This window comes from Aeromonas molluscorum 848 (genome assembly GCF_000388115.1).
Lineage (GTDB): Bacteria > Pseudomonadota > Gammaproteobacteria > Enterobacterales > Aeromonadaceae > Aeromonas > Aeromonas molluscorum.
Genome location: NZ_AQGQ01000045.1, coordinates 1 through 24011, shown reverse-complemented (window position 1 = coordinate 24011; position 24011 = coordinate 1). Strand labels below are relative to the sequence as shown.

General features: G+C 60.2%; 21 protein-coding genes, 1 pseudogene and 1 riboswitch. Of the genes and pseudogenes, 12 read left to right on the top strand and 10 right to left on the bottom strand.

The features are described from left to right. Positions 1 to 1255, top strand: a 1255-nt coding sequence (locus G113_RS08690) for a M3 family metallopeptidase (RefSeq protein ID WP_005899041.1), incomplete at its 5' end; no start/stop codon positions are given. A 102-nt stretch (positions 1256 to 1357) separates the two neighbouring features. Next, the gene (locus tag G113_RS08685) at positions 1358 to 3211 is read left to right on the top strand and encodes a M3 family oligoendopeptidase (protein ID WP_005899040.1); all 1854 of its coding nucleotides are present in this window, start codon (positions 1358 to 1360) and stop codon (positions 3209 to 3211) included. A 21-nt stretch (positions 3212 to 3232) separates the two neighbouring features. Here the strand turns inward: G113_RS08685 and G113_RS08680 are convergent, their stop codons facing one another. Further along, the gene (locus G113_RS08680) at positions 3233 to 4390 is read right to left on the bottom strand and encodes a GGDEF domain-containing protein (protein ID WP_005899038.1); all 1158 of its coding nucleotides are present in this window, start codon (positions 4388 to 4390) and stop codon (positions 3233 to 3235) included. A gap of 176 nt (positions 4391 to 4566) precedes the next feature. Between G113_RS08680 and ycfP the strand changes: the two genes are divergently transcribed. Together ycfP and G113_RS08670 are read left to right on the top strand one after the other, a co-directional pair. Continuing rightward, positions 4567 to 5106, top strand: coding sequence for an alpha/beta hydrolase YcfP (gene ycfP / locus G113_RS08675; protein ID WP_005899037.1), 540 nt, complete (start codon positions 4567 to 4569; stop codon positions 5104 to 5106). Positions 5107 to 5182: 76 nt separating this feature from the next. Next, on the top strand, positions 5183 to 6475 hold the full coding sequence (locus tag G113_RS08670; RefSeq protein WP_005899035.1) for an NAD(P)/FAD-dependent oxidoreductase: 1293 nt from the start codon (positions 5183 to 5185) through the stop codon (positions 6473 to 6475). Positions 6476 to 6555: 80 nt separating this feature from the next. Here the strand turns inward: G113_RS08670 and G113_RS08665 are convergent, their stop codons facing one another. Continuing rightward, positions 6556 to 7746: an OmpP1/FadL family transporter gene (locus tag G113_RS08665; RefSeq protein ID WP_005899032.1), complete on the bottom strand. Its 1191-nt coding sequence runs from the start codon at positions 7744 to 7746 to the stop codon at positions 6556 to 6558. A 272-nt stretch (positions 7747 to 8018) separates the two neighbouring features. Here G113_RS08665 and G113_RS08660 point away from each other — a divergent pair, with 272 nt between their 5' ends. Together G113_RS08660 and G113_RS08655 are read left to right on the top strand one after the other, a co-directional pair. Further along, positions 8019 to 8336: a heavy metal-binding domain-containing protein gene (locus G113_RS08660; RefSeq protein ID WP_005899030.1), complete on the top strand. Its 318-nt coding sequence runs from the start codon at positions 8019 to 8021 to the stop codon at positions 8334 to 8336. Then, positions 8336 to 9346 (top strand): S66 family peptidase, encoded by a 1011-nt coding sequence (locus tag G113_RS08655; RefSeq protein ID WP_005899028.1) that lies wholly within the window; start codon positions 8336 to 8338, stop codon positions 9344 to 9346. The genes G113_RS08660 and G113_RS08655 overlap by 1 nt, the downstream gene beginning before the upstream one ends. Positions 9347 to 9455: 109 nt before the next feature. Here the strand turns inward: G113_RS08655 and G113_RS08650 are convergent, their stop codons facing one another. Then, on the bottom strand, positions 9456 to 11717 hold the full coding sequence (locus tag G113_RS08650) for an LTA synthase family protein (RefSeq protein ID WP_005899026.1): 2262 nt from the start codon (positions 11715 to 11717) through the stop codon (positions 9456 to 9458). Positions 11718 to 11955: 238 nt separating this feature from the next. Here G113_RS08650 and G113_RS08645 point away from each other — a divergent pair, with 238 nt between their 5' ends. From G113_RS08645 to G113_RS20235, 3 genes are all read left to right on the top strand, one after another. Continuing rightward, positions 11956 to 12408: a hypothetical protein gene (locus tag G113_RS08645; protein WP_152435996.1), complete on the top strand. Its 453-nt coding sequence runs from the start codon at positions 11956 to 11958 to the stop codon at positions 12406 to 12408. Between the two features lie 315 nt (positions 12409 to 12723). Further along, positions 12724 to 13518 carry a PRC-barrel domain-containing protein gene (locus G113_RS08640; RefSeq protein WP_040319059.1) on the top strand — a complete coding sequence of 265 codons (795 nt, stop codon included), beginning with the start codon at positions 12724 to 12726 and terminating at the stop codon, positions 13516 to 13518. A gap of 94 nt (positions 13519 to 13612) precedes the next feature. After that, positions 13613 to 14515, top strand: coding sequence for a PRC-barrel domain-containing protein (locus tag G113_RS20235; protein WP_083940370.1), 903 nt, complete (start codon positions 13613 to 13615; stop codon positions 14513 to 14515). Between the two features lie 451 nt (positions 14516 to 14966). On the opposite strand, the pseudogene G113_RS08630 reads toward G113_RS20235, so the two are convergent. Further along, positions 14967 to 15705: pseudogene (locus G113_RS08630) on the bottom strand (IS5 family transposase); the annotation flags it as partial. A 222-nt stretch (positions 15706 to 15927) separates the two neighbouring features. Between G113_RS08630 and G113_RS08625 the strand changes: the two are divergent. After that, positions 15928 to 17004 (top strand): protein kinase family protein, encoded by a 1077-nt coding sequence (locus tag G113_RS08625; RefSeq protein WP_005899014.1) that lies wholly within the window; start codon positions 15928 to 15930, stop codon positions 17002 to 17004. A gap of 87 nt (positions 17005 to 17091) precedes the next feature. On the opposite strand, the gene lysC is transcribed toward G113_RS08625, so the two are convergent. Next, positions 17092 to 18444: a lysine-sensitive aspartokinase 3 gene (gene lysC / locus G113_RS08620; protein WP_005899013.1), complete on the bottom strand. Its 1353-nt coding sequence runs from the start codon at positions 18442 to 18444 to the stop codon at positions 17092 to 17094. Positions 18445 to 18532: 88 nt separating this feature from the next. Further along, positions 18533 to 18758, bottom strand: a riboswitch (Lysine riboswitch). Between the two features lie 109 nt (positions 18759 to 18867). Further along, positions 18868 to 20196, bottom strand: coding sequence for an amino-acid N-acetyltransferase (argA, locus tag G113_RS08615; RefSeq protein ID WP_005899011.1), 1329 nt, complete (start codon positions 20194 to 20196; stop codon positions 18868 to 18870). Between the two features lie 286 nt (positions 20197 to 20482). Between argA and msrA the strand changes: the two genes are divergently transcribed. After that, the gene (msrA, locus tag G113_RS08610; protein WP_005899009.1) at positions 20483 to 21115 is read left to right on the top strand and encodes a peptide-methionine (S)-S-oxide reductase MsrA; all 633 of its coding nucleotides are present in this window, start codon (positions 20483 to 20485) and stop codon (positions 21113 to 21115) included. A gap of 310 nt (positions 21116 to 21425) precedes the next feature. On the opposite strand, the gene G113_RS08605 is transcribed toward msrA, so the two are convergent. From G113_RS08605 to G113_RS08595, 3 genes are all read right to left on the bottom strand, one after another. After that, positions 21426 to 21761 carry a DUF3802 family protein gene (locus G113_RS08605; protein WP_005899008.1) on the bottom strand — a complete coding sequence of 112 codons (336 nt, stop codon included), beginning with the start codon at positions 21759 to 21761 and terminating at the stop codon, positions 21426 to 21428. A gap of 80 nt (positions 21762 to 21841) precedes the next feature. Beyond that, positions 21842 to 22348, bottom strand: a complete 507-nt coding sequence (locus G113_RS08600) for a GNAT family N-acetyltransferase (protein ID WP_005899006.1) — start codon at positions 22346 to 22348, stop codon at positions 21842 to 21844. After that, positions 22345 to 22701, bottom strand: coding sequence for an MmcQ/YjbR family DNA-binding protein (locus tag G113_RS08595; RefSeq protein WP_005899004.1), 357 nt, complete (start codon positions 22699 to 22701; stop codon positions 22345 to 22347). Before G113_RS08595 ends, G113_RS08600 begins: the two co-directional genes overlap by 4 nt. Before the next feature lie 98 nt (positions 22702 to 22799). Here G113_RS08595 and G113_RS08590 point away from each other — a divergent pair, with 98 nt between their 5' ends. Then, on the top strand, positions 22800 to 23588 hold the full coding sequence (locus tag G113_RS08590) for an alpha/beta fold hydrolase (protein ID WP_005899001.1): 789 nt from the start codon (positions 22800 to 22802) through the stop codon (positions 23586 to 23588). Between the two features lie 220 nt (positions 23589 to 23808). Here G113_RS08590 and G113_RS20530 read toward each other — a convergent pair. Further along, a partial coding sequence (locus G113_RS20530; RefSeq protein ID WP_161618907.1) for a 5'-nucleotidase occupies positions 23809 to 24011 on the bottom strand: 203 nt, incomplete at its 5' end.

Here is a 24011-nt window from a genome sequence, read left to right as displayed (position 1 = left end):
TGCCAAGCTGATGCCACAGATAGCAGGGGAGTGCATGGGGCTGGCTCAGGCCACCAACCTGCTCAGCCATCCGCAGCAGGCACGGCGCAAGGCCGCCTGGTTTGCCATTCGCGCCGCCTGGGAGGCGGAACAGGAGACGGTGGCCGCCATCCTCAATGCCATTAATGGCTGGCGCCTGGAGCTCGCTCGCCAGCGGGGAGGGCAGCGCCGGCTCGATGCCCTGGATCTCTCCTGTCACCAGAGTCAGATCAGTCGCCAGACCCTGGATACCCTCTTGAGAGTGACGCGGGAGCGCCGCAGCCTCGGCCGACGCGCCCTCAAGGCGAAGGCGCTGGCATTGGGGTTGCGCGATTACGGCCCCTGGGATCTCCATGCTCCGGCGCCGGTGAGTGAACCCAAGCCGATCGGCTTTGAGCAGGCCATCGTCCTGATTGCGGAGATCTTCGCCGAGTTTGACCCCGAGATGGGGGCCTTCGTGTTGATGATGGCCGAGCGGGGCTGGATAGACGCGGCCCCCAGCCAGCACAGACGCACCGGGGCTTACAGCACCGAATACGTCAATCCCGCCGAACCCAGGGTCTTCATCACCTATGAGGGGACTGTGGATAATCTGACGACCCTGGCCCATGAGCTGGGCCACGCCTGGCACAGCTGGTTGTTGCGTGACCTGCCTCTGGAGCAGCGGGACTACCCCATGACCCTGGCGGAAACCGCCTCGCTGTTTGCCGAAACCCTGGTGCGCGACGCCCTGTTTGAGCGCAGCCAGGCGGTGAGCGAGCGGCGCATCATCGCCTCGATGGACGCCGACAGTGCCGCGGCGCTGCTGGTCGATGTCCCCGCGCGCTTTGATTTTGAGCTCTCCCTGGTGGCGGCCCGCCGCGAAGGCTATGTCGGGGCCAGTCAGCTAAGGAGCCTGATGAAATCGGCCATGGAGCAGTGGTATGGTGACAGCCTCAGCCGTCATGACGATCTGTTCTGGGCCAGCAAGGGTCATTTTTCCATTTCTGAGGTGGGCTTTTACAACTACCCCTATCTGTTCGGCTATCTGTTTGCCCTCAGTCTCTATGCCCAGAAGGTGCGGGAAGGGAGCGGCTTCGCCGAGACCTATCGCGCCCTGCTCACCGACACGGGCAGGATGAGCGCCGAAGATCTCATTGCCAAGCACCTGGGGGCGGACATCCGGGAGCCCGACTTCTGGCATGAGAGCCTGAACTACGTGGAGGAGGCGATCGTGCGCTTCGAGCGCTTGATCTGACTTCGCAATCCCTTGCCAATTGATGAGGGGCCGTGCCCGGCGGCGGATAGCCTTTCCCTAACAATGTGTGTCAAAAGAGCCCATTCTGCACAGAGAGAAAAGATGAACCAAGAGAGCGTCTATCCCCAATGCTGGGACAATCAACACATCTATCCCGGTCTCGACAGCCTGGAGCTGGAGGCTGACTTGGCCCTGGCACGCCGCCGGCTCGGTGAGCTGGCCGATTTCATGGGCGAGCTGACGACGGCTTGTGAGGAACCCGGGGCGCGCCTGACATTTCTGCGTAAGGTGCGCCAGCGCGCCCAGGGCATTCGCAACATCGGCTGGAACATTGCCGTGCTGGCCGCCAGTGCCGCCAGCCAGAATGCCCAGGATCCCCTGGCAAAAACCCAGGCTTCCCGTGCCCGCGCCCTCAATGCCGACTTGTTCAAGACGCTGGCTCCCATGGAGCAGTTGCTGCTCACCCTGCCGGACGCCGACTTCGACGCCCTGATGGCAGATGCCCTGCTCGGTGAAGAGGCATTTCGGCTGCGCCACGAGCGGCGGCTGGCCGATCAACGGCTGCCCGTTGCGGCGGAGCAACTGGTCATTGGTCTGGGCAGCGATGGTTTGCACGCATGGGGCAACCTCTATAGCGAATTGGCGGGCCGATTGCGACTGCGCGTCGAAGGCCGCGAGCTGGGGCTGGCTCAGGCCAGCAACCTGCTTAGCAGCGGGGATCGCGCTCTGCGCCAGCAAGCCCAGAGCGCCATCAGCCATGCCTGGGAGGGGGAGCAGGAGACGGTGGCCGCCATCCTCAATGCCATCAATGGCTGGCGTCTGGAACTGGCTCGCCAGCGAGGTGCCCAGTCCGGCCGTCCCCTGGATGCCTTGAGCCTCTCCTGCCACCAGAACCGCATCGAGCGCGTCACCCTGGACGCCATGATGAGCGCCAGCTATGAGCGACGCGAGCTGGGCCAGCGCGCACTGGGCGTGATGGGGCGTCGGCTTGGCATCAAACGGATGAGCGTCGCGGATCTGGCCGCCCCCGCTGTGGCGCGCCCGGGGCAGGGTATCCCCTTCGCCCAGGCCATCGACTGGATAGCCGAAGCCTTTGCCAGCTTCGACCCCGAGATGGGGGATTTTGCCCGCATGATGGCCGAGCGCGGCTGGATAGATGCGGCGCCGAGCCCGCATCGCCAGAGCGGTGCCTACTGCACCAAGTTTGCCGATCCCGTGGAGCCGAGGGTCTTTCTTACCTACGAAGGTAGCATGAGAAATCTGGTGACCCTGGCCCATGAGCTGGGCCACGCCTGGCACAACTGGTTGCTGCGGGATTTGCCCATGAGCCAGCGCGCCTATCCCATGACATTGGCGGAGACGGCCTCCATCTTTGCCGAGACCCTGGTGCGCAGCGCCCTGTTCGAGCGTGCCGAGGAGGGGGATCGCGAGGCCATTGCCTGGATGGAAGCCGACAGCGCCGCCACCTTCCTGCTCAATATTCCGGCTCGCTTCGACTTCGAACAGGCACTGGTGCGAGAGCGGGCTCAGGGTTATGTCGGCAGTGTCCGGCTCAAGGCCTTGATGGATGACGCCTGGGGGCGCTGGTACGAGCAGAGCCTGGAGGAGTATTTCCCACTGTTCTGGGCCGCCAAGGGTCACTTCGCCATCCCGGGGCTCGGGTTTTACAACTACCCCTATCTGTTTGGCTACCTGTTCAGCCTGGGGGTCTATGGCCAGCTGATGGCGCGCAAGGGGGCAGGGGAGACCGGGGTGGCCCAGGCCTATCGCGCCCTGCTGCGCGACACGGGTCGCATGAGCGCCGAGGCGCTGGTGACAAAACATCTGGGGCTGGATATTCGCACCTCCGCCTTCTGGCAGCAGAGCCTGGAGAGGGTCGAGGAGGCGGTGAACCGTTTTGCCGACTTGAGCCAGTGGCACGCCGAATCTGCAACTGACGTGACAAGGTCATCATGAAGGCGAGCTGACCGTGGGCGCTCAGCTCATCTGCACCGCCAGCTCCTGCTGGCAGGCGACGCGGTTGCGACCACGCCGCTTGGCGAGATAGAGGGCAAGATCGGCCTGCTTGAGCAGGTCGGAGAGAGATCCCCCCTGGCAGGCGGCCACCCCTATGCTGACAGTGACATGCAGCGGCCCCTGTTCGCTGTGCAGTGGCGTGGCGGCTATCTGGCTGCGCAGATACTCGGCGCGGCCATGGGCATTGGCCAAGTCCTCCCCCGGCAGCAAGATGGCAAATTCCTCCCCCCCGACGCGGGCCAGACAGGCCTGTGCGCCCAGGTGGTTGCGAAAGATCTGTGCCAGGTGGCATAGCACCCTGTCGCCCACGTCGTGGCCGTGGCGATCGTTGACCTGCTTGAAGTGATCCACGTCGATGAGCAGCAGCGCGCGTGGCAGCGTGGTGAGCTCCTGCCATCGGGCTTCGAACCCGCGCCGGTTGAGGAGTTGGGTCAGGGTGTCGCGCACCGATAGCTCGTTGAGCTTGCGGGTGTTGCGCAATACCACCATGAAGAACTGCCCCAGCTGCAGGGCGATGGTGATGAGCCAGATCACCAGCAGTGCCGCTATGTTGTGGCTCGATTGGTAGACGAAATCCTGGGTCGGGATCGGCAGACTTTGCGCCATCAGGAGCCGCTCCCCCCAGGCCAGCATGGCGGCCAGCCCCAGCATGCAGATCAGCCAGCTCAGCGGCGTACCCACCTGTTGGCGCAAGGAGCGGGCCGAGTAGCAGATCATCAGGAAGCTGCTGACCCCGGAGAAGAGGGCGAGCAGCAGCAGACGCAGGCCCATGCGCTCTGGCGCAGGTCCTGCCCAGATGAGCAGCAAGACACCAAGCAGGGTCACCAGTGACCAGCGCCGCAGGGGAAAACGACCCTGATCAAAGCAGTAGGCCCGGCCCCACAACAGGGTGAAGCCACAGAGCACCAATACATCGGCGCCCGTGTAACTGAGCCAGGGGGGCAGGGTGCCGCGCTGGGCAAACAGTGCCAGGGCACCCGCCCAGCAGAGGGAGTAGGCTGCGCCGAGCAGGCCGGTAAGCCGTTCGCTGCGCACCAACCAGGCGGTCAGGGACCAGAGGATCCCATACAGTCCCATCTGGGCCGCCAGTAGCAGATAACTCAGAGCAATGGCGTTCACGCCGACCCCGTCCGTGGTTTTTTGTGTTTGAAGAATAGCAACTTATGACGGCAAGGCCGGACGCAGACGACGATGAGCGACGTGATCCAAAGCAAGAAAGCCGCATGTTTTGGTGGCGTGGGGCCCGTCTGCTGCGGTAGTTTCGATAGAACCGACACAGAGTCTGAGGTCTTACCATGATCATCTATCTGCATGGCTTTGATGCCACTAGCCTTGGCAATCATGAGAAAGTGCTGCAGTTGCAGTATATCGATGATGATGTGCGCTTCGTTCATTACAGCACCGTTCATCCCCGGCACGACATGAGTCACCTGCTCAAAGAGGTGAAGAAACAGCTCGACATGAGTTCGGATCCCAAACCCCTCATCTGCGGCGTTGGCCTCGGGGGATACTGGAGCGAGCGGATCGGTTTCCTGTGCGGCATCAAGCAGGTCATCTTCAACCCTAACTTGCACCCCGAAATCAACATGGAAGGGCGCATCGACCGACCCGAGGAGTATCAGGATATAGGCACCAAATGTGTGTCAGAATTTCGTAATAAAAACTCAGGAAATTGCCTGTGCATCCTTTCCGTCCAAGATGAAGTGCGTAATAATGCGGACATTGAGCGTGAATTGAAGAATTATTACGACATCGTGTGGGATGAGAAAGAGAGTCACAAGTTCAAGAACATCTCTCACCACCTGCAGCGGATGAAGGCCTTCAAAGAGGCCTGAAACAGTCACGTCATGGATTCAACTTCAAGGGAGCCGCCGGCTCCCTTAGCTTTAAATAAGACTGAGGAAATTCACCATGACCAATATCGTTGTCGTCGGCGGCGGGGCTGGCGGACTGGAGCTGGCTACCAGTCTGGGCCGCAAGCTGGGCAAGAAGAACAAGGCGCAAGTAACTCTGGTGGACCGCAATCGCACCCACCTGTGGAAGCCTCTGTTGCACGAAGTGGCCACCGGCTCCATGGATGCGGGCATCGATGCCCTGAGCTACCAGTCCCATGCCAAAAACCACGGCTTTGACTTTCAGCTTGGCAGCCTGACCGCCATCAACCGTGATGAGAAGCGCATCGTGCTGGCCCCTATCCACGATGAGGATGGCGAGCTGGTGGTGCACGAGCGCGAGCTCTCCTACGACATCCTGGTCATGGCAATAGGTTCAGTTTCCAACGACTTCAACACCAAGGGGATCCGGGAGCACTGCATCTTCCTGGACAGCCCCTCCCAGGCACACCGCTTCCACGATCAGATGATGAACCGCTTCTTGCAGTTCGCGACTGAATACAAGGAAGGGGACAAGGTCAAGATTGCCATCGTCGGCGGCGGTGCCACCGGGGTTGAGCTCTCCGCCGAGCTCTACAACGCGGTCGAACAGCTCTATGCCTATGGCTTCAAGAATCTCACCACCGACAGCCTGAAGGTGAGCCTGGTCGAAGCGGGTCCGCGCATTCTGCCTGCCCTGCCAGAGCGTATCAGCGGCGCCGCCCATCAGGAGCTGGCCAAGCTGGGGGTGGATGTGCGCACCGGCACCATGATCACCGAAGCGACCAGCGAGGGGTTGCACACCAAGGATGGCGAACTTATCGAAGCGGATCTGATGGTATGGGCCGCGGGCATCAAGGCGCCGGACTTCATGAAGGATATCGCCGGGCTTGAGACCAACCGCATCAACCAGCTGGTGGTGCATCAGACCCTGCAGACCACCCGTGACGAAAACATCTTCGTGATCGGGGACTGTGCGGCTTGCCCGCAGCCCGATGGCAAGTTTGTGCCACCTCGCGCCCAGTCTGCCCACCAGATGGCGACCCAGGCTTACAAGAACATCCTGGCCAAGCTGGCAGGTGGCGAGCTGAAGCCCTATCTCTACCACGACCATGGCTCTCTGGTCTCCTTGAGCCGCTTCTCCACCGTGGGCAGCCTGATGGGCAACCTGATGCGCGGCTCCATGATGGTGGAGGGCTATATCGCCCGTCTGGTTTACATCTCCTTGTACCGGATGCACCAGGTCGCCCTGCACGGTTACATCAAGACCGGCCTCATCATGCTGGTGGGTCGCATCAACCGGGTACTGAGACCGACCTTGAAGTTGCACTGAGTCCCGTCGGAACGCGATGACGAAAGGGAGAGGCCGAGGCCTCTCCCTTTTTCATTGTGCGATCTGCATCCCTGCCCGGATCAGAAACGCTTGCTGTAGTTGACCGCAAAGAAATAGAGCGCGGGAGAGTCATAGCGACCGGAGAGGTGATCCTCCTGCACGCGGGCGCTGTCAATACGGGCATATTCAAAACCCGCCCCGATGGCATCTTGCTCGTTAAGAGCGTATTTGAAGCCTGTTCCCACCCTGAGGGTGTTGCCGCTTGGCAGCATGAGCGATGTATTGTCCTGATCCCTGTAGGCACTGGAGTCGAAGGCGAGACCCCCGTTCAAGGTCAGTTGGGGACTCAGGTTGTGCTGGAGCCCGAGGGCCAGGTGGTAGGTATCCTGATAAAGGTTTTTCGAGGCGTTGGCCTGATTAAAGACCGCGACCTGGTTGTTGTTGTAGTCGCTCCAATCCTGCCAGCCGAGGTTGGCCATGATGGCCCAGTCAGGGGCGAGCTGATGATAGCCGCTGACCATCAACTGCTGGGGACTGTTGACCAGGCCGGAGAGGGGCAGGTCGACCGTGATGGCGGGCAGGCTGGGCCTGTTGATGGTCGTCTGGGTATTGATGTCGAAGTGATACTTGACCGGACTGCTATAGCCAAGGCCAACACGGGTACCTTGGTCAAACTCATACAAGAGCCCCAGTTTGGCATTGAGGGCCCAATCGCTGTCATCGAGCTTGCTCCCGCCCTGGGGCGTATCGCGCTTGAGGGAAAACAGGCCATAGTTGATGCCAAGGGCGGCGCCGAGCGACCAGTGTTCATCGACGCGGTAGGCCACTGACGGTTGCAGGGTCAGGGCAATCAACGTGGCCTCCTTGACCAGCTGCTTGCCTGCCCAGTCACCAAAATCCAGCCCCAGCCCGAAGTTGCCGTAGGTGGCAAAGCCCAAGGACCAGCGATCATCTATCTGCTGACTGTAATAGAAAGACGCGGCAGGAAACCAGCCGATCACCGTATCCACATCCTCTTGCGTCGGGTCATCGAGATCGTAAGGTGCATCCCCATAGAGCAACTGACCGGCGACCGTCAGGTGGCGTCCCTTGAGATGGCTCAATCCTGCCGGATTCATGAACTGTACTGCCGCATCCTGAGCCCTCGCCGCCATGCCGGCGGAGGCCAGACCGAGATCGTCCGTGCCCGTTTCGTACAAATAGAGGCCACCGGCCTGGCAGGGGATGGTCACCAGCAGGCACAGGGGCAGCAGCAATGTATGTTGTTTCATGTATGTCCCTTCTGAAACAAAGCCAGCCGGGGCGTCGCGAACCAGCGACCCGGGCAGACAGGATCTGAATGAAGGCCAATCAATGGCGCCGCATGATTATAGATAGAGATTTGACAGGGTAATCAAGTGGTTGCTTTTGTGTGACCTGGATAACCCTCTTGCCGCTCATTCGGGGGGCACAGGGTTACCTCGTCAACCATTGCCTGTTAGGCTGTAGCGGCATTCATGCCGCGCGCATTCCACCCACTCAATCAGCTCAACAAGGAGACGTCATGATCCTCTCAACTACCCCTACCCTGGAAGGCAAGGTCATTCGCGAGTATCGCGGCATCGTCGTCGGTGAGGCGATCCTCGGCGCCAACGTGTTCAAGGACTTGTTTGCCGGCATACGCGACATCATAGGCGGACGTTCCGGCGCCTATGAAAAAGAGCTGGCCCGGGCCCGGGAGATCGCCTTCGACGAGCTCAAGGAGCGCGCCGCCGCCCTTGGCGCCAATGCGGTGGTCGGCATCGATCTCGACTATGAAGTGGTCGGTCAGAACGGCAGCATGTTGATGGTGAGCGTCAGCGGCACCGCTGTCGTGATCTGATGAGCCCCATTTTCCCTCCCAGACTCAAGCGTGGCGACTGCATCGGCTTCTTTTCGCCTTCGAGCGCGGCAACCGTCTGGGCGCCGACCCGCTTCGCCCGTGCCAGGGAGTATCTTGAGGGGCAGGGCTTTTTGCTCAAGGCGGGCTCGCTCACCGGCCAGCGGGATCACTGGCGCGCCGGCACCATAGCGGCGAGAGCCGATGAGCTCAATGCGCTGATCCGCGACCCGCAGGTGCGCGCAATCATGTCGGTCATCGGCGGCAGCAACTCCAATTCTCTGCTGCCCTATCTCGATTACGAGGCGCTGCGCCGGGATCCCAAGATAATCATCGGTTACTCGGATGTGACGGCGCTGCTGCTCGGTATTCAGGCCAGGACAGGGCTGGTCACCTTCTATGGCCCGGCCCTGGTCGCCTCCTTTGGCGAGTTGCCTCCGCTGGTGGACGAGACGCTGGCGGCGTTTCTGGCGATCTGCGGTGCGCAAACTCCCTCCTTGCCCTATCTACTGCCAACCCCGGCCCTCTGGAGCGAAGAGCGGCTCGATTGGGATAACCAGCGCCGTGCCAAGCAGTGCCGGCCCAACCAGCTGGTCTCGGTGGGTACTGGTCGGGTACGTGGTCGGCTGATAGGGGGCAATCTCAATACCATGGCGGGCATTTGGGGCTCCCCCTATATGCCTGCCATCGAGGAGGGGGACATTTTGTTGCTCGAGGATAGCCTCAAATCTGCCGAGACGGTGGAGCGCAGTTTCGCCCACCTCAAGCTGTGCGGTATCTTCAATCGGATTGGCGCTTTATTGCTTGGCAAACACGAGGGTTTCAACGATCAGGGGAGCGGCAAGGGCCCCCTCGACATTCTGCTGGAGGTGATTGGCGAGCCGAGCTTCCCCATCTTGGCGGAGTTTGACTGTGCCCATACCCACCCCATGCTGACGCTGCCTCTGGGCGTTCAGGCCGAGCTGGACCTTGACCGCCAGCAGTTACGCCTGCTTGAGCCCTGGTGGTGTTGAGTACGTTTTATCCTATGAAGAGGCCGCCTGACAGGGCGGCCTCTTGTTTGAGGGCGCGCCCAACCACACTTGCGCAGTGAGAGTACGCTCTTGGCAACGGCGCCGGTCGTCAGGGCAGGCTGTCCGGGCGGAAGCTCTCGCGGATCTGCGGCACCAGGGGGGCGGCCTTGAACCCTTTCTCTTCCCCTAATACCGGGTGGAGCAGCGGCTTGTCGGCCAGCGGCGTGAGATCCCCGGCCAGCAGGGTCCGGGTCGCCTGGCCCATTTGATAGAGCTGACGCACGGCGCCAAACTGCTGCTCGAGAGCGATGCTGCCATCATTGCGGGTGAAGGCCATCATGGGGATCTGGTAGTTGGCATCCCGGGGGGCTTGCTTGCCATGAATGCCCTTGCTCGCCGACATCAGGAAGGGCTGATGATCGCCAAAGGCGAGCACCAGATAACGCTTGTCACTCCCATCGAGCGCCTTGAGCAGGTATTCGAGGGAAGCCATGGCATCGACCACCCCGGTGTAGTAGGTATTGAGCAGCTGGCGCTGGGCCGGGCTCATGTCCGGGCAGGCTTTGTCGAGCTCCTGGGCCAGATAGCGGGCCGCATCGAAGGGGCCATGACCCTGCATGGTGACCGCATAGGCAAACAGCGGCTGGCTGTCTTGTTCGCTGCGTGTGAGCAAATGATTGACCAGGGCATGGTCCGATACATAGAGCCCCTTGTGCTCCAGGCTGGTGAAACGATCGACAAACCAGCGCTCCTCATAGCCAAGCGCAGGAATGGCCTTCTCCCGCCCCCAGAACTTCTCGGTATAGGGGTGGGCGAACAGGGTGCGATAGCCGCTCGCTTTGGCGGTCTGGGCCAGGCCCGGCACGCTGTCACGCATGTAGTAGTAAGGCACTATGCCCTGCTTGAGCAGGCCGACCGGCAAGCCGGTATTCATTTCGAACTCCGCCAGTACCGTCATGCCGCCCGTGGTGGGGGAGCGGATGGTCTTGTGCCACTGCTGCACGCTGGCGGGCAGGTTCAGGGTGGGGGCAGGGGCACAGATGTTGGCCTGCCAGTCGAGCCAGAGCGACTCGTATTGCAGCACTATCACCAGATCCCAGCGTGGCGCTGTCGGATTGGGCAGCTTGCTGAGCTGGGGGGTGAGATCATTGGCCTGCAATGGATAGCGGAAGATATTGCCGCTTTGCAGCATCTCGTTGACCAGATTGAAGAGGTAGAGGCCGGGGCCCGAGCGGATGATGTCCCTGTGATAGTTGACCGCCCTGTCCACGTAGCGGATGTTGGCACCGAGCAGCAGGTTGCCCGCCTGGGTTGCGAACACGCACAGAGCGAAGAAGGCGGCGGTGGCGGCCAGGGCGCGCAGCACCCAACGCGACAGGGCGAAATACCAGCAGAGCCCAATCAGGACCAGGCCTATCGCCCAGGGCAGCACAGGGTGCTGCTCGGTCAGGATCCGGGCAAGGGCCAGCAGATTGCCAAGATCGTCACCGCCAAGGGGGACGCCATAGATGGCAATTTTCATGAAATTGGCGAGCAGTCCCACGGCGCACAGCAGGGTGAAAATCAGCCCCATATAGAGATTGAAACCGGCCAGGGCGCAGAGTCCCCAGCCAAATACCATGCTGCCCCATGCCAGGTAATAGTGCTCCGGCCTGAAGCCGGACCAGAGCAGGAACTCGCCAACCCGGAACACCACGAAGCCATGGAGCAACACGAAGGTGAGGTTGCCGAGCAGCAGGCAGCCGAGCAGGCGCCATGTCAGGTTCTTGCGCAGCAAGGGCAGGCAGATGCGCAAGATGGCGGCGCAGATCATCAGCACCAGCCCCAGGCTTATCAGCAGGTAGCTGAGATTGAAGCCCTGCTCCGGCAGGGGTTGCAAGATCTGGCGAAACTCACCGCTATCCTCCCTGTCCGCCAGCAACAGGCCGACCCTCAGCTGATAGTGGTTAGACAAGGCATCGTCCGGCGCCCTGAGCGTGCTGTTGATATCGAGGGTACAGCCCTGCTTGCCACACTTTTGTCTCTTGTCGGCCCGCTGGCTCAGTTGGTCGATGCGCTGCCCCTGCTCGCCGAGCAGCTCGACCAGTACCCGGTCACCGGCTTGCAGCGGCTTTCTCAGCTGCCACTGGCTGTGCACCACCAGATAGAGTCCGCGATTATCACTCTTGTAGAGCAGGGAGTGGCGCACCAGGGTGGCGATGGGGTTGTCGGCCGGGCCCAGAATCAAGGGCGCGGCCGGGCTCAGCAGATTGGCCGGACCTAACTTTGGCAGCAACAGGGTAAACAGCAGCAGCACAAACAGCAGTGCCAGCGTCAGGGCTGGCAGCAGGGAAACCCGTGGCGAATGGCGGCCGGGGGGAGACAAAGACATAAGGGCTCATCCTTTGAGCGTGGCGAGGCAGACTTGGCTTGTGTTAATTTTGACCCGATGGTGCTGGGCTTGTTCCTGCTTGTCAATTTAATGACAGATAAATGAATTAATGCTGAAGCCTGGATAGCGGCGCTGTTTACTAACTCAGCCATCAGGCTGCTCATTCCCCAGCCCCAAGTGACCGACTGATTTTTCCTGCCAGCAACTGTTTAAACCGGCACCTCGCAGGTCTCCCATCATGTTTGCCGTTCTTGATCTGCCCCGGCGTTGCAAATCCCCTTGTTCCTCTCCCCAGCGGCCTGCGGTTTCCCATCCCCGCCCAGGATTCCCCGAGAGCGATGATCCTCATTTGCGCAGTTTCGATGCCATTATGGGCTATCGCATCAAGGCCACTGACGGTGATGTCGGACATGTCGAAAGTCTGTTGATCAATCCGATTCACTATCTTGTGATCAACACCAGCAACAGGTGGATGGGGCACAACGAGCTGATCGCTTCGGATTGGATTGGAGGCGGGTGCTGGCTGGACAAAACCGTTTCGGTCGGCCTAGACGTTGCCGCACTCAAAAGCTCACCCGTCTACGAGTCTGCAGAGCCGTTGAACCGCGAGCGAGAGGATCGTCTTTACGATCATCATGGCCGCAGCGGTTACTGGCTTACTGAAACCATCATGGCACGCGTGGAAACTTAAGGGTTGAGCATCTTGGTCATGCCATGGTTTCTCAGGCGCCGGCGCAGCAAACTGCAGACTGATCAACCTCTGCAGGCAAAGCGTTAAGCGGAAGCTGTGTTCGCTACCGCACGGTAACCGGGAAGATCTGTTGTCATGATCAGGTTTGCAATTCACGGCTGGCTCGATGAGCTGGTTTGTAGAACAGCATGGCGCAGGACTTAATAGGGACGCCCGGTTGAACGAACGCCGAGTGACCCTGGATAAAGCAGCAGGTATCCACTGACCTTGCCTTGTCGATGTTCTGCGTTCAACCACTTAGAAAGGGAGAACACGATGCTTCGCCAAATGAAAGACCTGCAGGATCTCGCCATAGGCGCCACCGATGGCACCATCGGCGACGTGAAGAACCTCTACTTTGATGACGATGCCTGGGTGATTCGCTACCTTGTCGTCGAGACCGGCTCATGGCTGTCCAGCCGCAAAGTGCTGATCTCGCCCATTGCCGCCGGCACGGCCGATTGGTCAACCAAATTGCTGCCGGTTTCGCTGACCCGCGAGCAAGTCAAGAACAGCCCTATCATCGACAGCGACAAGCCAGTATCGCGGCAGCAAGAGATGGATTACATGGGGTACTACGGTTATCCCTATTATTGGGGAGGTGCCGGATTCTGGGGCGAAGGCGCTTCTCCGGGAGTGCTCATGAGCGGCTATTCCAGCCTTGGTGTGGGACAGTCGCTCGAACAGCCCGAAGTGGCTGCGGCCGACGCTACGGCGCATCATGATGACGATCCCCATCTGCGCAGTTGCAAAGCGGTCAGGGGCTACCATATCCACGCGAGCGATGGCGATATCGGTCACTTACAGGGTCTGATCGTCGACATGGAGACCTGGGCCATTCGATACATCATCGTGGATACCAGCAACTGGTGGCTTGGTCATCAAGTATTGATCCCTCCGCAATGGATCCAGGAAGTGAGCTGGGCCGATGGCAAGGTTTCGGTCAACCTTACCCGCCAGGCCGTGAAAGACGCGCCTCACTACGATGCAGCGGCAGCGCTGGATCGCAAGCAGGAATCAAGAATCTACGAACACTACGGCCGTCCCGGCTATTGGGAGAGCGGGGAGTAACTCGCAGCAGCGATTTAATGCCCATCTGGTCCGCGTCTGAAGCTAGATATGCAACCCGCCTAATTCGGACCATAACGCCACAGGGAAACACGCCATGCAATGCAACAAAGAAACAAGAATAATGACACGATCAGCGCTTGCCACTGCCTTGGCTGCGTTCTTTTGCTTTGGCTTCGCCGCCCCACTGATTGCGGCACCATCGCCGGAAACCGCAGCGGCACGCAAGTCGCCTGCGGATGCAAAAGCCGCCAACCCCAGGCAGCCGGCGAAGAAGTGCCTGAGTGATCTACGCGCCTTCGACAGTCAGATGCAAAAGGATGGCTACTGGATGCACGGTTCCGGCTACGGATATGGTTATCCGATGTATGGCTACGGCGGTCGTGGCATGATGCCGGTCAGTGGCGCTGGCACCCATCAGCCAGAGGCAAGTTTCCGGCGCGCGCGACCGGGCTACGAAGTTCGTACGATGATCGCCTCCACCAACATTCTGGCGCAGCACGGTGAGCAAAAGGCTTGTGAGGTAATGCTTAGCGCGACGCGCGATATCTACAACAGCTACTCCGCTGATTTGCAAAAAGGTGGAGCGGCCAGGCTGGACGTGCCGGGCTGGCGGGCCCAGCAGATTGCAGCAGCGCAACCTGTGACCGAAGGTGACACCGCCTTCCGCTCCGATCAATTGGTCGGCACCGGCGTGGTCAACCCGCAAGGTGAAGACCTTGGCAGTGTCGACGATATCGTTATGAGTCCGCAGACCGGCAAGATCGCTTATCTGGTGCTGGGTCGAGGAGGCGTATTCGGATTCGGTGAGAAATACGTCCCGGTGCCTTGGGATAACTTCAAAACGACCACTGACGTCAGCTTGCTGGTATTGGGCACGACCAAAGCCGGCCTGGACGCCGCTCCACTCGTAAAAGAAGACCGCTTCTCCCCGCTTGGTGACTTCAGCAAGCAGAGTGAAAAGGTGGATGACTACTGGAAGGCACACCTGTCGAAGTGAACTCGGTAGACATCACTTGATGTGTTACGAGTCATCGAGTCCACTGCCGCCGGGGCACAGTTGCACCGCATGCTCGCCTTCCTGCGGCGGGCCTCGATGATCAGTTCTGCATAACCGCTGCGTGCGTTGCCACACCGACAACGCACGTCCGGTTTAGGAGGCGGTTTTACCGGGAAGCGCGCTCTGCGGCCGGTGTAAACAGAGAAATCTCTATGAGAACATCCATCACGCTTGCCCTGCTGCGGCCCGCAATGGCTGATCGCAACTCTCCAACAGCGCTATCCCGATTGCACCGACGGCGCTCACTGGGGAAGTCGTCAGCGCCGCCCAGCTAATAGGCCAGCCGACGGCCCTGATGCGGACGCCGCAAAAAGTCCCCGCTTGTGGGCCGAAGCGCTGCGCAAGAACTTTGATCCGACTCTGGTGCGGATCATAGACGTGCTCGCTATCGACCTGCCGTTTTTGATGAGTGAGCCAGTCCTTCCTTGCGCATCACCTGCACAGCCTCACTGCTCGGATGTTCCTTTTTCCATGGCTCCCCATTCTTGCGAGGCGGGATACAGGCTGCCCCTCCTTTGCGTGCTATCCGCTGATGGCTGGCTTAGCTGTCGTAGGCGCCATCCGCATAAAAGGGTGCCCAGCCTGCACCGCAGTGGATTGAGCAGGGTCGGCAGCACCTCAGCGTCATGAACGTTTTCCTGCGACACTTCCGTCGCCACGATATCGTGGCGCGCCGGGTCTACCGCCAGATGCAACTTGCGCCAGACTCGGCGCCGTGTTTTCTGACTTTCCGCTCGTCTTCCCCCCCACACTTTCAGGCCGGTCGAGTCGATAACCAGGTCGGTGATGCGCCCCTTTGACATGCAGCCGATAGGCCACCTTCACCGTGCGGGCCAGCTTGCTGACACAGCTGTTGTCCGGGGGGCACGGCAGCACATTCATCAACTCCGGCAGGGAATCGAGTAGCCCTTGGGTGGCTTGCAGGGAGAGGCTGAACATCCCCTGGAGCATCAAAAAAGTAGAAATGGTCTGGTCGGTGCAGCACAGGCTGCATCCCTGCCGCCCGTGATGGTCGTGGTGGAACCCGTTATCCATGGCATCCGCATCAACCCAAAAGGTGAGAGAACCATGGTCAATTAAGCCTTGTTGTATTGACGCCAGTTGGCGATGGGGTGAAGCGACTTGACCATGATGCAGACTTGAAGGGGGTGGTGGTGAGCTGATCGCCACGCTTTTAGTTAGTTCCATTCCAGTGGCATCGATGTGGGAAACAGCCACCTGGATAGCGCTTGTGTGATCGGGGTCCGCTGGCGACAGCTCTTTCTGTGATGAAAGCGGCATCATGAGTGCAAGGGGCTGGCGAGCCGAGCACAGAGCTGTCTACTCTCTCAATAACGATGGGAGAGGCTGCAATGAATCCTAAGGTTGTTGGACGTCAGGCGAGACTGCTGCAGATGTTGCAGCGTGATGAAGAGATCCAGATCGGTCGTGAGCGCGATTGCCCTCTGACGCTGACTCAGTTGCAAAGTCTGCACGAGGGGCACCCTGCCGTACTCGAGGTCCATAACAGCGGCCTCACCGCCCAGGTACTCCACCTCAAGGTCGAGGGGCATCACTGGTGCCTCAAGCGCCGTCTTCCCGAGTCGCGAGTGGCCAACATAGATGGTCAGACCGCCTTTCTCACCGAGCTGGAGCGCAGACGGGAGATAGAAGCCCTGCGCGAACAGCACCCCACTCTCCTGGCCAATGTGGTCTGTACCAGCTTTGGCTCGGCCCGGGCCGGCATACTGCTCTCCCCCTGGTTGCGCGGCGAGCCGGTGCAGCAGCTCAATGAACGCAATCTGGCCCAGATGCTGGCGGTGCAGGGCGAACTGGCGCGCTGGGGCTGGTTTGACTGGGATCCGAGCCCGGGCAACTTGCTCGATGACGGCCAGCAGATCAGCGTGTTCGATTTCGGCTATATGTGGCCCTTCGACCCCCGCTTCGAGTTCAACTCCAATGGCCTGTGCGACGCGCAGTTTCATGTGGTGGAGCGGCTCGAGACCCGCACCCTGTCAGGGCTCTGGCTCGGGGTCGCCAATCCGTTGCCGCAATTTGCCTACTGGCGCGGCCTGACTCTGGCCTGGGCCGAGCAGGAGCTGGCCCGCCTTGGCCGGGAGGGGGCCTGCGAGGCGGTGCTCGCGCGACTGGCTGCCCTTGGCGAGGAGTGGCGCATCGCCCTGGCGAGCGAGGAGGGGCTGGCGGCCAACTGGCTCAAGGACATGTACCGCAGTCATTGGCTGGACGTCCAAGACGACCTCAGTGGCCAGAGCTGTACCCCGCTGACCCTCAAGCGCCTCGATTGGCTGGAGCATGCTCTGGGCCACTGTTATGAGGAGCTGACGGCGGGGGGGACTGTGGTCAATCAAAGCCAGGGGGAGCAGCTCACCCTGCTGGCGAACCAGCGCGAGCAGGCCAGGCGCTGGCTGCTCGCGCCTGAGCGGGTGTGAGTCACAGCTTAAGGCCGCCCTCTGAGCGTTGGCCACATACAACAAGGGCGCCTGATGGCGCCCTTGTTGTCGTCAAGCCTGGGTGGCTTAGTCGAGCAGCTCCTGGTGCAGGCGGTTCACTATCTGGTTTGCCTCGCCCTCGTTGACCAGGAAGCAGAGGTTATGGGCACTGGCGCCGTAACAGATCATGCGAATATTGTGATCGCGCATGGCATCGAACACCCGGCTGCCGACCCCGGTTGCCTCGCTCATCCGGTTGCCGATGAGGGCCACCAGGGCGAGTCCCGTCTCCACGTTCACCTTGCACAGCTGACCCAGCTCGGCCAATACCTTGTCGCCGAGCACAGGCTCGCCGTTGCTCTGGCTGCCGGTGTGATCCAGGGTGAGCGACACGCTCACCTCCGAGGTGGTGATGAGATCTACCGAGATGCGGTGACGGGCGAGTATGCCGAACACCTCGGCCAGGAAGCCGTAGGCGTGGAACATGTTGAGGCTGTGCAGGGTCACCAGCACCTGCTGGCGGCGCAGGGCCACGGCGCGAAACAGCGGGCTGCTCTGGGTGCTGGCGCGGATCCAGGTGCCACCGGCCTGGGGATCCTTGCTCGAGCCGACAAACACCGGAATGTCTCGGCGCACCGCAGGTTGCAGGGTGGAGGGGTGCAGTACCTTGGCGCCGAAGGTCGCCATCTCGGCCGCCTCCGAGAAGCTTATCTCGGGAATGGGACGAGCGCGGGTCACCAGACGCGGATCCGTGGTGTAGATGCCGGGTACATCGGTCCAGATCTCGATGGTGGCGGCGTCCAGGGCCTCGGCAAAGAGGGCTGCGCTGTAGTCCGAGCCGCCCCGGCCGAGGGTGGTGGTGCGGCCATCGCCGTCGGCGCCGATAAAGCCCTGGGTGATGATCAGGGTGTCGCCGAGCAGGGGCGCCAGTGCTTGCTGGCACAGAACGCGACTCGCGCCAAGATCAACGCTTGCCTTGCCAAAGCGGCTGTCGGTGCGCAGCAGTTGGCGTGCATCCTGCCACTGGGCCTTGACGCCGCGCTGGCAGAGCAGCTCGGTAAAGAGGCGGGTTGACATGAGTTCGCCGCAGGCGATGAGGCGATCGGCCAATTCTGCATCTGTCTGCTGGGTGGCTTGCAGCGCCATCTTGCGAATGTCGCCGAGCAGGCCATGGATGATGGCAGAGGCTTCGCTCGGCTGGCCGAGGTCTTGCAATATGCTCTGCTGAATGTCGGCCAATTTGCCGAGTTGCGCCTCGCGCTCCCCTTCATCGAGTTCGCCCTGGGCCAGGGCGACCAGCAGATTGGTCACGCCAGAGCTGGCACTCAGCACCACCAAGCGGGTTGCCGGGTTGGCTAGCACTATGTTGGCGCAGTTGTTCATGGCGGCGGCATTGGCGACGCTGGTTCCGCCAAACTTGGCGACATTGAAAGGGTTCATTGCATGCTCCTGTCTAAATATCAAAAATCCGGATCCGTGGGGGAAATAGACAGGGGAGGGCGGAAAATGGCAGGAATAGCAAAGGATCCCGGCCAGAAGCGCTCCACCTGTAGAACCCATCCAGTACCCAGCCAGAGTCTGGCGCGGGTATTGGATAGACACTACCGATGACAACCCGGGGGATTCAGCCCCCGTAGCCGATGATGAGGAGACCAGTCTCCTGCATCATCTCGGCGCTGCTCCCCCTCAATCGGCATCATAGGACGCTGGTGTCCTGCTCCGATCTACCTGGGCAACGCTCCTCTTCTGGCTCCATCCGCTGGGGATGGAGTGCAATTAGAAATAACCCGCGTTGGATTGCACTGTCAATCGAGTTTCGAAAAAAGTTCAATCTCCTGTCGAAGGCAGCGCAAAATCAACAGCTTAAAAAATAGTCTTCGACAAAACCTTAGAGCGACGCTGCCAGTTGTAGAGCCGCTGACGCTCCACCGGCAGGGCCTCGACCTCCAGAGGCTCGAAACCGCGCTCCCGGAACCAGTGGATGGAGCGGGTGGTCAGCACGAACAGCTGACGTATGCCGAGGCGCTTGGCACGTTCAGCCACCTTGGCGACCAGCTGATCCCCCCGGTTGGAGTTGCGATACTCGGGATGAATGGCCACACAGGCCATCTCGGCCATGGCCTCTTCCATGAAGCAGTAGAGGGCGGCGCAGCCGATGATGAGGCCGTCACGCTCTATGATGGTGAACTTGTCGATCTCCATCTCCAGCTGCTCGCGGGAGCGACGCACCAGGATCCCGTCCTCTTCCAGCGGGCGTATGAGGTCCAGAATGCCGCCAATGTCCTCTATGGTGGCGGCGCGGGCCTGCTCGGCGCTCTCGCGCACTATCTGGGTGCCAAGACCTTCGCGACTGAACAGCTCCTGCAGCATGGCGCCATCTTCCTGGTAGCTGACCAGGTGAGAGCGGGGCACTCCGCCGCGACAGGAGGCGATGGCCGCTCTCAGATAGCGAGCCGTGCCGGACATCTCCTCACCCGCCTGCTCCAGCTCAATCAGGTACTCCTCAGCCTGCTCGGGGAAGAGCTCGGAGACGGCTTGGCCATGGCGGTCCATGACCCCCTGGCTTGAGCTGAAACAGATCAGCTTGTCGGCTTTGAGATCCACGGCGATGCGGCGGGCCACCTCTTCGGAGGTGAGATTGAAGCTCTCGCCGGTGACCGAACAGCCGATGGGGGAGATGAGTACCAGGTTCTGTTGATCGAGTTGGCGAACGATCCCCTCCACATCGATGCGGCGCACCCGGCCACTGTGGCAGTAGTCGACCCCGTCATCGACCCCCAGCGGCTGGGCCGTGACGAAGTTGCCACTCACCACGCTTATCCGGGCGCCCTGCATGGGGGTGTTGGCCAAGCCCATGGAGAGTTTGGCGGTGATGTCGAACTGCATACCGCCACTGACTTGCTTGATGAGGGCGAAGCTCTGATCGTCCGTGACCCTGATCCGCTTGTGGTACTGGGCCTCTATGTTGGCGCGGGCCAGGGCCTCATCATTCTGGGGGCGGGCACCGAATACCAGCACGAGGCGGATCCCGAGGGTCTGCAACAGGGCGATGTCACTGACAATGTTGGCAAAATTGGGATGAGCGACCGACTCGCCGCCCATCATGAGCACAAAGGTGGCACCCCTGTGTACGTTGACATAGGGGGTGGATTGCCGAAAGGCATGGACCAGGCTGGGTTCACGTTCGCGCACTCGAGATACATCCATAAAAAAACAGTAATGGGCCCAATATATGAAAATAAATTCACAAATCAAGACTAAATATTGATTTGGTGCGATTTATTGCCCGTACAGGGGCGGGGGCCGAGTCAGGGGACATGAGATGACAGGAGCAGGATGGGCGCCAAGGAGAGTGGCCATGGAGGCGAGGGCGGTTGATCCAAACGGGCAAACTCCTTATCTTCACAGCTCTTGCCGATGTCAGGGACGGGCGACGTGCCAGCGGCGCGAGCCTGGCTCGCTATTTAAGGATGAACAGATGGAACAGATGTTGTCAGCCGATCAGGCCCTGCCGGGCCGTGATGAAGCCATGGTGATTGGTCAGGTGCACGCGGTCAATGGTCACCCGACCCAAGGCCCCTGGCCCCAGGGTCTGGCGCTGGCCTGGTTTGGCATGGGTTGCTTTTGGGGTGTCGAGCGGCTGTTTTGGCAGCAGCCAGGCATTTATTCGAGCACGGCCGGCTATCAGGGGGGGCATACCCCCAACCCGACCTACAAAGAGGTGTGCAGCGGCCAGACCGGTCATGCCGAGACGGTGCAACTGGTGTTCGATCCGACGCAGATAAGCTATCAGGATCTGCTGCGTCTGTTCTGGGAGCATCATGATCCGGCCCAGGGCATGCGCCAGGGCGGGGATGTGGGCAGCCAGTATAGATCCGTCATCTTCTATGCCGATGAGCAGCAAAAGGCTCTGGCCGAGGCGAGCCTGTCCGCCTATCAGGATGCCATGGTGGCAAGCGGTGATACGCGCACCATCACCACCCAGATAGTGCCCCTGGCCCCTTACTACTATGCCGAGGATTATCATCAGCAATATCTGCATAAAAATCCGGAAGGCTATTGCGGCCTCGGTGGCATAGGTGTCTGCCTGCCGCCAAGCCTGGCGCGCTAACGAGCCGATTGTTTCCTTTCGGAACTTGTTGTTAGGGGTTGCAAAAAAGTTGAAATAAAGTGCAGAAAAGAAGGAACTTGCGAGCAGGGCAGTGGACTAACTAGATAGCAGCCAAGGATGGCCGCGATGCCAGACACATGATGAGCCTCCCAACCATGATAGCAAGCAGGGCCGCCCTCCAGGGGCGGCCCTTCTCATTTCTGCTGATCAATCAATGTCTTGTGAAGCATGTATCGGTCAAGCCTCCTTGGGTAAGGGGCGAAGGGAGATGAGAGATTCCCTGACATGTGACCCCCTCAGCGCGTCGGGGTCAGTTGATGGCGCTGTCGAACAGGTTCTTGATGAGATCAATAAATTCGTTCAAGAAAGCAAGTTGCGGCTCGGTCGGGGCCTGCAACCAGACGGCAGAGAGCACCTCTTCCAGATCGGCGACCACGGCATCGGCCTCCTGCATCATCACGAACCGCAATTCGGCATCGAGCTGGGGGTTCTGCTCGCACAGCGCCATCAGGCTGCTGGCGACTCGCTCGCTGACCAGATCCTCTATGGTCAGGCTCCCATGCCCCTGCTGGTGGCTCTCGAACAGGTTGAGCCGTTCAACTAAATACTCAATCAGCGCTATATAACCATCACTCTCAACCACCATGGGGTCTCTACCTCATCGAAAAAATCAGGGCGTATTTTAGTGGTCAGGCTCAGCTTGGCAAGCTCGTCCGCGCAAGTTCATCACTGTAAGTTCAAGTGCAGGCGATGGCGGGTGAAGCTGACGCCGCCCCGGCTTACCTGCTCCAATCCGTCCAGCTCAAAACCGTGGCGCAGGAACAGCGGGTAGCTGAACAGGCTCGCCTCGGTGTCGATCCAGGTCAGACCCAAGGCCCTGGCCTCTTGTACCAGGCGGCGGATGAGCAGGCTGGCCAGCCCCTGCCTGCGCAGCTCAGGCGCCACATAGAGCAGGCCGAGATGGCCATCCGGGCTCAAGGTAATGAAGCCAAGCAGCGCGTCACCCTGCGCCAGCACCCAGCCGTAATGCATCTGCAACTGGTCGGCAAAGCCCGGATGCTGTCCCCCCCGCGCCCACTGCTCAACCTGCTCCGGGCTGTAGTGCTCGGGGCCAAGCTCGCGCACAGTGCGCTCGAACAGCGCTGCGAGGCGCGGGATGTGGGCGGTGCAAAGTGGCACGCAGTGCAGAGTATCTGCCTCTTGGCTGCCTGATGATGGTTGCGATGCCGTCATGGTTTCACCGCCTGGGGCCGCTTGGCCTTGGGCAGCCCGGCGATGACCCGCTCATAGGAGTGCAGGATCCAGCCCTGCCAGAGCGCCTCGTCCAGCTGACTGTCCAGGGTCACCGTATTCCAGTGCTGCTTGTTCATGTGCCAGCCGGGTTTGACTTGCGGGTGGATCTCGCGCAGCAAGAGCGCGAGCTCAGGCTCGCATTTCAAGTTGATGGAGAGAGGTTCGGCCTGCCAGTTGACCAGGGCATACATCTTGCCCGCGATGCGATAGACCAGGATCTCCGGGCCGAAGGGGGTGTCCTCCTGAGTGCCGGGCAGGCTCAGCAGGAAGTCTCTCAGGGTGGTCAGATTCATATCGGGCTCCGGTGAGGCCTGCGCGGGGTGAGGCTTCCCCGCGCGAGCAGATCTGATAAGATGCGCGCCAGTATAACCAGCGCGAGAGGCCACGTCAGATGTTGTATCACAAGACCTTTGAACTGGGCCCCGAACATGACTGGGTCGTATTCGTGCACGGCGCCGGTGGCAGCTCCAATATCTGGTTCAAGCAGCTCAAAGCGTATCGGGCGCACTTCAATGTGCTGCTGCTTGACCTGCGCGGTCATGGCCAATCCCACCAGTTGCAGCAAGTGGTCAAGGGTCAATACAGCTTTAGAGCCGTGACCGAAGACATACTGCGCCTGCTCGATCACCTGCGCATTCCCTCCGCCCACTTTGTCGGCATCTCCCTTGGCACCATCCTTATTCGCCATCTGGCGGAGATCGGCTCCGAGCGGGTCAAGAGCATGGTGCTCGGCGGCGCCATACTGCGCCTCGACATTCGCTCCCGGGTGCTGGTGCAGCTCGGCCGGGTCGGCCAGCACATACTGCCCTACATGTGGCTCTACCGCTTGTTCGCCTTCATCATCATGCCGCGCCAGCACCATCAGGAATCCCGCAACCTGTTCGTGCGCGAGGCCCGCAAACTCTGCCAGAAGGAGTTCAAACGCTGGTTCCGCCTCGCCACCGAGGTTAACCCCCTGATGCGCTACTTCAAGGAGCGCGCCCTGGCGATCCCGACCCTCTACCTGATGGGGGAGGAGGATCATATGTTCCTCGCCCCGGTGCGCGAGCAGGTCGCCCGCGACCCCTACAGCCAGCTTGCCATCATCGAAAACTGCGGCCATGTCTGCAATGTGGAGCAGCCGGAGCATTTTAACCGGCAGTCGTTGGCGTTTATATCCAGTCAAACGGTCGTGGCGTAAGTAATTTAATGTGGGGGGGCAGAGTGAAGCTCAATAGCAGATTGCCCTGTTGTTACAGAGTTCGATAACGTCCATCCGGAAAAAAGATAACCAGCCCGAGAATTATCTCGAGGCTGGTGTGGTTCGATCGTTCAATCCACAAATATCAGAATATGCTTCGCTATTTGAATCGGTAGACCTTAAAAATATTACCGCCACAGCCAAAGATACTAACTTTAATTTAGCTTTCAACGGCTTGCTGTCCCTCTGGAGGCGTTTGGGAGATTTTTCCTTCCACGATAGCGTCTGTGTTCTTAACGCCAAATGGTATATGAACTGAGGGAGCAACAGAACTTGTTGAATTCAAATGTCCAGATTGGTCATCGAAAAAAATATGAGGTTTAAGTACGCCTAGAATTAGACCTTTATCTACACCACCTAGGG

What these genes read in the sequence shown, in the direction of transcription:
- G113_RS08685 (WP_005899040.1), top strand. Translation starts at nt 1,358, where the DNA reads ATGAACCAAGAGAGCGTCTATCCCCAATGCTGGGACAATCAACACATC.
- ycfP (WP_005899037.1), top strand. Translation starts at nt 4,567, where the DNA reads ATGATCATCTATCTGCATGGCTTTGATGCCACTAGCCTTGGCAATCAT.
- G113_RS08670 (WP_005899035.1), top strand. Translation starts at nt 5,183, where the DNA reads ATGACCAATATCGTTGTCGTCGGCGGCGGGGCTGGCGGACTGGAGCTG.
- G113_RS08665 (WP_005899032.1), bottom strand. Translation starts at nt 7,746, where the DNA reads ATGAAACAACATACATTGCTGCTGCCCCTGTGCCTGCTGGTGACCATC.
- G113_RS08660 (WP_005899030.1), top strand. Translation starts at nt 8,019, where the DNA reads ATGATCCTCTCAACTACCCCTACCCTGGAAGGCAAGGTCATTCGCGAG.
- G113_RS08655 (WP_005899028.1), top strand. Translation starts at nt 8,336, where the DNA reads ATGAGCCCCATTTTCCCTCCCAGACTCAAGCGTGGCGACTGCATCGGC.
- G113_RS08650 (WP_005899026.1), bottom strand. Translation starts at nt 11,717, where the DNA reads ATGTCTTTGTCTCCCCCCGGCCGCCATTCGCCACGGGTTTCCCTGCTG.
- G113_RS08645 (WP_152435996.1), top strand. Translation starts at nt 11,956, where the DNA reads ATGTTTGCCGTTCTTGATCTGCCCCGGCGTTGCAAATCCCCTTGTTCC.
- G113_RS08640 (WP_040319059.1), top strand. Translation starts at nt 12,724, where the DNA reads ATGCTTCGCCAAATGAAAGACCTGCAGGATCTCGCCATAGGCGCCACC.
- G113_RS20235 (WP_083940370.1), top strand. Translation starts at nt 13,613, where the DNA reads ATGCAATGCAACAAAGAAACAAGAATAATGACACGATCAGCGCTTGCC.
- G113_RS08625 (WP_005899014.1), top strand. Translation starts at nt 15,928, where the DNA reads ATGAATCCTAAGGTTGTTGGACGTCAGGCGAGACTGCTGCAGATGTTG.
- lysC (WP_005899013.1), bottom strand. Translation starts at nt 18,444, where the DNA reads ATGAACCCTTTCAATGTCGCCAAGTTTGGCGGAACCAGCGTCGCCAAT.
- msrA (WP_005899009.1), top strand. Translation starts at nt 20,483, where the DNA reads ATGGAACAGATGTTGTCAGCCGATCAGGCCCTGCCGGGCCGTGATGAA.
- G113_RS08605 (WP_005899008.1), bottom strand. Translation starts at nt 21,761, where the DNA reads ATGGTGGTTGAGAGTGATGGTTATATAGCGCTGATTGAGTATTTAGTT.
- G113_RS08600 (WP_005899006.1), bottom strand. Translation starts at nt 22,348, where the DNA reads ATGACGGCATCGCAACCATCATCAGGCAGCCAAGAGGCAGATACTCTG.
- G113_RS08595 (WP_005899004.1), bottom strand. Translation starts at nt 22,701, where the DNA reads ATGAATCTGACCACCCTGAGAGACTTCCTGCTGAGCCTGCCCGGCACT.
- G113_RS08590 (WP_005899001.1), top strand. Translation starts at nt 22,800, where the DNA reads ATGTTGTATCACAAGACCTTTGAACTGGGCCCCGAACATGACTGGGTC.